The following is a 6126-nucleotide window of genomic DNA, read 5'->3' as shown; positions in this document are numbered from 1 at the left end:
GTGGCCGTCGCCTCGAGGTGTCGCTGCCGGGTCAGTTCTCGGTCGGCGCCGCCGCGTCCGCGAACGGCGCGGGCGTCGTCCGCAAGAAGCCCAAGCCGCGCAAGCGAACAGGCATGGCCGGAGCAGCCTCCGGCGATTCAGTCACCGCGCCCATGCAGGGCACCGTGGTCAAGGTCGCCGTCACGGAGGGGCAGTCCGTCGAGGCCGGGGATCTGGTCGTGGTGCTCGAGGCCATGAAGATGGAGAACCCGGTCACCGCGCACCAGGCCGGTGTCATCACCGGCCTGTCGGTCGAGGCCGGCGCCGCCATCACCCAGGGCACTCCGATTTGCAGTGTAAGCCAAGGAGACCAGACATGACCGTCATCAATCCCACACCGCTGCAACCGCATTCGTCCTTCGATGAATCGCAGGTGCGGTCCATCGACCTCGACGGCGGTGACGCGACGCTGTCGGCGCTTATCACCACGCCGGTCCGGCAGCCGCCGCGTGGCACCATCGTCGCCCTGCACGGGGCCGGGATGCGGGCCGGATACTTCCACGGTCGGGCCCTGCCCGGCATGTCGATGCTCGAACTGGGTGCGGCCCTCGGCTTCTCGGTCGTCGCCATCGACCGCCCCGGGTACGGCGCGTCCGCCGACGCACTGCCCGAGGGCCAGCCCGTCATCGACCAGGCCGCCACCCTCGCCAACGCGCTGCGTGATCTGACCGGGCGGTTCGACACCGGCGCGGGTGTGCTGCTGCACGCCCACTCGTTCGGCGGCAAGCTGGCGCTGGCCACTGCCGCTTATCAGCGCGTACCCGATCTACTGGGCATCGATGTCTCCGGGTGCGGGCACCGTTATGCCCACCTGGCCGATGGGCTCGAGAACATCGGCGCGACGTGGACGAAGAGCTGGCTGCCGCTGCAGCTGTATCCGCCGGAGACCTTCCATCAGGCCCGCTCGATCACCGCGCCGATCCCGGCCGCCGAGCAGTTCGACATCGTGAGCTGGGAATCGATGTTCCCCGCGATCGCCCAGCGCATCCGGGTTCCGATCCGGTTCACCTTCGCCGAACATGAGCGCTGGTGGCATCACGACGACCGCACCCTCGCGAATCTGCGCTCCCGACTGCGGCATTCACCGCGCGTGGTCATCGACCGTCAACTCGACGCCGGACACAACACCAGCCTCGGCTACACGGCGCGCACCTTCCACCTGCGGTCGCTGGCCTTCGCCGAGGAATGCGTGGCGCGGAGGCAGCGCCGATGAGCCACCCCGCCGCCCGCACCCTCCTCGACGTCGCGCCCTATGCCCTGCTGGCGCCCGGGCAGGGCTCGCAGAAACCGGGCATGCTGACCGACTGGCTGTCGCTGCCGGGCGCCGAGCAAAGCCTCACGCGCTGGTCGGAGATCTGTGACCTCGACCTGCTGCACCTCGGAACCACCGCCGACGCGACCGAACTCGTCGACACCGCCGCCACCCAGCCGCTGGTGGTCGCCGCCGCGCTGCTCGCGGTGGCGGCGTTGCACGCCGCGGGCGGACTCGGGCCCGATACGATCGTGGCCGGTCATTCGGTCGGCGAGCTCGCGGCGGCAGCGGCCGCCGGCGTGATCTCCCCCGACGACGCGATCGCCCTGGCCGCCACCCGCGGCCGCGCCATGGCCGACGCCTGCGCCGCGGACCGCACCGGTATGGCGGCTGTCCTCGGCGGCAGACTCGAGGAGGTGCTCACCCGCATCGCGGAGCTCGATCTGGTGCCCGCCAACCACAATGCTCCCGGCCATCTCGTCGTCGCCGGACGCATCGAAGCCCTGGCCGCGCTGTCGGCCGACCGCCCGGCGGACGCCAAAGTGGTCGTCCTCCCGGTGGCGGGCGCCTTCCACACCGAATTCATGGCCGCCGCCCGCGACACGGTGACCCACGCGATCGGAAAACTCGTCCCCCGCGACCCGATCCGCCCCCTGCTCTCCAACCTCGACGGTCGCCCCGTCACGTCGGGCGCCGACGCCCTGACCAAGATCGCCGCTCAGATCACCCGCCCCGTCCGCTGGGACCTGTGCACGACAACCCTGCGCCAGGCCCGCCTCACCACGCTCCTCGAACTCCCCCCGGCGGGCGTCCTCACCGCCATTGCGAAACGCGAACTCCCCCACCTCAACCGCCACCCCCTGCGCACCCCCGCAACCCTCACCACAGCTCTCGACGCCCTCACCACCCCTACCGGAAGCACGCCGTAGCTCGCGGTATGCAGCGGGCTTCCAATCGCCGACCGAACAAACACAAAACGGCAGACACCGTGTGGTGCCTGCCGTTCGAAGTGGTCGGAACCATGATCAACCCGAACCACCCGACGGCAGCGGGCCCAAAACTCCGGGTCAGACCTGACCACGCTGGTTCGATCTGCCGGGCACTCCCGACATCTACTGACACTGGCGAATGGCTGGTCGACCGCCATCGACCAGCGCGATGACGGGAGCTGGTACATCGAGCGCACCCCGCCGTGGCCGACGAGGTGCTGCGCATCCTCGAACGGGGCGAGGAGAGCAGTCTGATCCTGCGGACCTTCACTCCGGAGATCAGCCACACCCTCGCCAACGGCACGCCCATCCCCATCAAGGAAGTACGCGGCTGGTACCTCGACACGGGAGTCGCCCATCCGCTGTCCGGACAACAGATGTTGGAGGCGAGCTGTATCGATGCGGATACGGGAGAGGCGCTACCACCGGAGGAGGCCGTCCGATATGTCGACGCCTACGTTCGGGTTCGACGAGTGAGTGCGCATACGAAAACGGGCGGGTCTCACAGATACCGTGAGACCCGGCCGTTTGGAGTGGTTCTAGCTGGGATCGCACCAGCGGCGCTTACTCGGCGAATACCTCGTCGAGCGTATCGGCGGTGAGCACCCGCGCACCCCATACGCGCAACCGCGCCGCCTCTGCCCCACGCACCGTACCGACGATCCGATCGGGTACCGCCCCGAACTTGACCACCAACTGGTCGAGCAAAGCCTCAGCCCGCCCTTCGGTACGCCCCTCCGCACGTCCTTCGGTGCGGAACTGTTCAGCGGTTGTCATCATGATCTCCTTCGCTCGCGGACCGAGCCGGTCGATCAACGGTGCAAAGCCAGCGACATCGGTCTTACCGACACTCCAAAGATACGCCATCACCTGGTCGAACTCGCCCGGGTAATCCTCGATCAACACACGCAACTCACCCTCGAGCGGCAACAGATCATGCCCCAATCGGGAATTGCCGGGCCCGACCTTCGGCGACACGAACAACACCTTCGCCATCACGCTCAGCTTCCGCGCCCGCAAGGCCGCCACATCAGCCGCACCCAAATCGTCCAGCAGAAACCGCAACCGCGGCAAGCACTCTCCCAACGCCAACCGCATGCCCGGTCGACATCGAGCAAATCGGACAGCTCGGTGGGGGCGCTCCAGCGATGCCCGCGTGGATCGCAGTGCACTACCACCGGAATCACGACCGGCAGCCGACGCGCGTGCTGGTTGTGCCGCAGGTAGCGGTTCCAGATCGCCACCATGTACTCGAGCCGGAACGCCATCAACTCGTCGGTACTGCTTTGATGCTCGATCAACATGAACACGAAGGCATCGCGATCATCCCAGCGGATCCGAAACAGTACATCGGTGTAGCGCGACTGCAACTCCTTCGGCACGAAACTGCACGACTGCAATTCCATGCCATCCCAATCCAGATGCGCCACAGCGGCTTCCGATAGCACAGCCCGTATCTCACCCGCCGCCGGCGGTAGCCTCGGACATGACGTGCCGAAAGTAGGCGTCGTGTGGATTCTTCGGCCGCTCAGCCATATTCGAGCAATCTACTACCGGCATCCCTCGCCGAGGACCGATTCATCGATCTCGCGCGCCATGCCCGATTCGCCACCCGCGCAATGGATCAAGGTCGCTGACACCCGCAATCGCTACGTGAATCCGCGTCCGCGCACCCCGTGGCGCACCGAGCAACGGTGAGCCCAGAGCAGCAAGTCTGCGGGGTTCGCCGACGGTCAGACGGTCAGCGGCGCTTCGAACAACCTGACCCCATCCCCACGGCCGTCCGCTGTGAGCGGCCTTGTCGATGCCGGACCGTTCGTTTGTCTGCTTGAGACAAGGGCCCAGGTGAAGTTGGTCGTTCCGCAACAGTGTGGTGCCGATCACTGCTTTTTAGGGTTGTGGCACTCAACACGAGACAGCAGGTCAGCGGCGTCCACGCGAATCGACTGCATCCTGCGCGTGGTATCGAAACAGGAGCTGGACCAATGGGATTCACCAAACCTTACCTACCGCCGGTCGATCCGGCCGATTTTCTGCGGAAGCCGCTGATGGAGCGGATGCGCGTCCTTGCCCTCGATTGGGCCGAGAACGGCTTCGGGTCGCCGAAGATGGTGCACACCGTTTACATCTTCAAGCTGATCTTCCTCTACGCGATCGGCGGCATCACGGTGGCGACGCTGACGTCGGGGCTGCCCGCGTTCTGGCATGTGGCGCAGTGGTGGAACCAGCCGATCGTCTATCAGAAGGCGATCCTGTGGACGGTGCTGCTCGAGGCCATCGGTATTGCCGGATCGTGGGGTCCGCTGGCAGGCAAGGTCAAGCCCATGACCGGCGGGATCCTGTTCTGGGCCCGGCCCGGAACCATCCGGTTGCGGCCGTGGAAGTGGATGCCGTTCACCGGTGGCGATCGACGCACTCGCTTCGATGTCGCACTCTATGTCGCGCTGCTGGCGAGCCTGGTGGTCGCTCTGGTTTCGCCTGGCGCGCACAGTGATTCGCTCTCGGCGATGCTGCCCGGCGATTCGTCGGGGCTGGTCAAGCCCGCGCTGCTGGTGGCGCCGATCGTGCTGCTGATCGCGAACGGTCTGCGGGACAAGGCGGTCTTCCTGGGCGCGCGCGGTGAACAGTATCTGCCGGCGTTGTTCTTCTTCGCCGTGTTGCCGTTCGTGGACATGATCATCGCGTTGAAGATGCTGATCGTGGTGGTGTGGATCGGCGCCGGCTTCTCCAAGTTCGGCAAGCACTTCTCCAATGTCATTCCCCCGATGATCAGCAACAGCCCGTCGATGCCGTCGAAGGCGTTCAAGCGCTCCCTGTACCGGGATTTCCCGCGCGATATGCGGCCGTCGCGATCGGCGCATGTGGTGGCACACGTCGGTGGCACGATGGTCGAGATCGTCGCCCCGTTGGTGCTGCTCTTCTCCGCGAATATGTGGCTGACGCTCGCCGCGGCCGCGGTCATGGTACTGCTGCACCTGTTCATCACGTCGGCGTTCCCGCTGGCGGTTCCGCTGGAGTGGAACATTCTTTTCGCGTACGCCACGGTCTTCTTGTTCCTCGGGTTCCCGAACTGGGACGGTTACGCGGTCACCGATGCGTCCTCTGCGCTGATTCCGTTGGCGATCGCGGCCGGGCTGCTGTTCTTCCCGGTGCTGGGCACGCTGCGTCCGGACAAGGTGTCGTTCCTCCCGTCGATGCGGCAGTACGCCGGCAACTGGGCTTCGGCGGTGTGGACGTTCGCCCCCGGCGCGGAGGCGAAGCTGGACTGGGTCACCCGGACGGCGTCGAACCAGATCGATCAGTTCATCGGGTTCGGTTACGAACCGCAGTGGGCCGAGATCACCTTGCAGAAGACGATCGCCTGGCGAACCATGCACAGTCAGGGCCGCGGCCTGTTCTCGGTGCTGTTGAAAAGTCTGCCCGATATCGACACCCGGATCGTGCGAGAGGCCGAGTTCGTCTGTAACTCGTTGATCGGCTTCAACTTCGGCGACGGGCACCTGCACAACGCGGACCTGATCAGGGCGGTGCAGGACGAGGCGGGCTTCGAGCCCGGCGAGCTGGTCGTCGTCTGGGTCGAGTCGGAAGCCTTCGGCAGCGGAGTCCAGCGCTACCAGGTCATCGACGCCGCGCTCGGTGTGATCGAACGCGGCACCTGGAAGGTGGCCGACGCCGTGGCCGAGCAGCCGTGGCTGCCGAACGGTCCGATCCCCACATCGGTGACGTGGTCACTGTCTCGGCCCGGATCGGCCACCGTCACGCGAAACGGGGTCGCGCAATAGAACGTTGATCCACCGCTGCGATGGCGCCGAACCACGAAAACGGTTCGGCGCCATCGTCATATGC

Annotated in this window: 6 protein-coding genes; 4 read left to right on the top strand and 2 right to left on the bottom strand. The window is 66.2% G+C overall.

Going from position 1 to position 6126, the window contains the following annotated elements; translation table 11 throughout:
- The 3 genes from ACFV4K_RS34320 to ACFV4K_RS34310 all read left to right on the top strand — a co-directional run.
- Positions 1–359, top strand: a 359-nt coding sequence (locus ACFV4K_RS34320) for an acetyl-CoA carboxylase biotin carboxyl carrier protein subunit (RefSeq protein ID WP_379280463.1), incomplete at its 5' end; no start/stop codon positions are given.
- Complete coding sequence (locus tag ACFV4K_RS34315) at positions 356–1252, top strand: alpha/beta hydrolase (RefSeq protein ID WP_379280461.1); 897 nt, start codon at positions 356–358, stop codon at positions 1250–1252. The genes ACFV4K_RS34320 and ACFV4K_RS34315, both read left to right, overlap by 4 nt.
- The gene (locus tag ACFV4K_RS34310) at positions 1249–2220 is read left to right on the top strand and encodes an ACP S-malonyltransferase (RefSeq protein WP_379280459.1); all 972 of its coding nucleotides are present in this window, start codon (positions 1249–1251) and stop codon (positions 2218–2220) included. The genes ACFV4K_RS34315 and ACFV4K_RS34310 overlap by 4 nt, the downstream gene beginning before the upstream one ends.
- 624 nt (positions 2221–2844) lie before the next feature.
- On the opposite strand, the gene ACFV4K_RS34305 is transcribed toward ACFV4K_RS34310, so the two are convergent.
- Together ACFV4K_RS34305 and ACFV4K_RS34300 are read right to left on the bottom strand one after the other, a co-directional pair.
- Positions 2845–3276: a hypothetical protein gene (locus ACFV4K_RS34305; protein ID WP_379280457.1), complete on the bottom strand. Its 432-nt coding sequence runs from the start codon at positions 3274–3276 to the stop codon at positions 2845–2847.
- A 5-nt stretch (positions 3277–3281) separates the two neighbouring features.
- On the bottom strand, positions 3282–3728 hold the full coding sequence (locus ACFV4K_RS34300) for an Rpn family recombination-promoting nuclease/putative transposase (RefSeq protein WP_379280456.1): 447 nt from the start codon (positions 3726–3728) through the stop codon (positions 3282–3284).
- A 537-nt stretch (positions 3729–4265) separates the two neighbouring features.
- Between ACFV4K_RS34300 and ACFV4K_RS34295 the strand changes: the two genes are divergently transcribed.
- Positions 4266–6062, top strand: coding sequence for a DUF3556 domain-containing protein (locus tag ACFV4K_RS34295; RefSeq protein ID WP_379280464.1), 1797 nt, complete (start codon positions 4266–4268; stop codon positions 6060–6062).
- Positions 6063–6126 lie beyond the last annotated feature (64 nt).

The organism is Nocardia sp. NPDC059764 (assembly GCF_042732555.1).
Classification (GTDB): Bacteria; Actinomycetota; Actinomycetes; order Mycobacteriales; family Mycobacteriaceae; genus Nocardia.
This window is presented reverse-complemented; position numbering and strand designations above follow the sequence as displayed.

Coding starts and splice junctions, on each gene's coding strand:
- ACFV4K_RS34305 (WP_379280457.1), bottom strand. CDS start 3,276: ATGGCGAAGGTGTTGTTCGTGTCGCCGAAGGTCGGGCCCGGCAATTCC.
- ACFV4K_RS34310 (WP_379280459.1), top strand. CDS start 1,249: ATGAGCCACCCCGCCGCCCGCACCCTCCTCGACGTCGCGCCCTATGCC.
- ACFV4K_RS34295 (WP_379280464.1), top strand. CDS start 4,266: ATGGGATTCACCAAACCTTACCTACCGCCGGTCGATCCGGCCGATTTT.
- ACFV4K_RS34315 (WP_379280461.1), top strand. CDS start 356: ATGACCGTCATCAATCCCACACCGCTGCAACCGCATTCGTCCTTCGAT.